The sequence below is a fragment of the Oleiphilus sp. HI0067 genome, assembly GCF_001635735.1.
In genome coordinates this window covers 1-969 of the sequence record NZ_LWFI01001617.1, presented here as the reverse complement: position 1 = coordinate 969, position 969 = coordinate 1, and the positions used below count along the sequence as shown (strand labels likewise).

Here is a 969-nt window from a genome sequence, read left to right as displayed (position 1 = left end):
TTTCTTACGCACGAAGTAAATCAAGGTACCGAGTAATGCGACAATCGATGCGACACCCGCTGCAATAGCCACCCAAAGCATTTCATTACTTTTTTCATCCTCCATACCATGCGTAAAATCAGCCATTTTAGTTGCTTCTTCACTCAAGTCTGGCGCAATGTTCTGCTCAGGTTCGACAGTCTCGCCTGGCTCATCAAGCCCTTCAACCGGCTCGACAGCTTCTTCTTCAACTGCGATGATTTTATTTGCTTCGCCCATTGGAATAGGGAAAGCCACTTCGAATACTTTAGGTTTTAAATTAACAGGTTCCCCAGCTTCATTGACGCCCTTCACTTTCACCGCCAACTTATAAACGCCATCACCCGCTTCGGGCATGATATTGATCGCCCAGCGCGCTTCATCTCCAATTCGTTCGACAGCTTTGATTAAGCTATTACCATCGGGAGATTTCACCTTCGCAAACACACTAGTCTCCTCCAGCAATATATCAGTCGATAAAGCGCTGACTACTAGCCTATGCATTGGCTGGTCACCCCCAACCACAGACAATTCAAAATCAAATGGAGGACGCAAGGTCACTGTTTGTTCAAACCGACGCTTAAATGTTTTTCCATCAACATCAACAGCGACAATGTAAGTACCTTCGTTTTTCAATTTAGAGATTTGATCTCTAAACACACTGTCAGAACCGAGTTTCATGGCTCGACTGCCTGATTGCCCTACTTCATCAGTAACACTTAAATCGACCTCTAAGATGGACAGAAAGTCGCTATCGGTGATTAATTCACCCTCATCGAAGAAGCTGGCATTAACATCCAATACATCGCCTGCAAATACGTTACTTGGCAATGTCGGGACATCCATCTGCAAATTGCTCACAATCGTGACACGGCTATCCGGACCAACGTCCGCATCAATCACCCACTCTCCCTCATCAGGCTGCGTGACTGTTATCAATTCGTAACCCGA

General features: G+C 45.7%; 1 pseudogene. It reads right to left on the bottom strand.

The features are described 5' to 3' along the window. Nucleotides 1-969: pseudogene (locus A3739_RS30460) on the bottom strand (hypothetical protein); the annotation flags it as partial.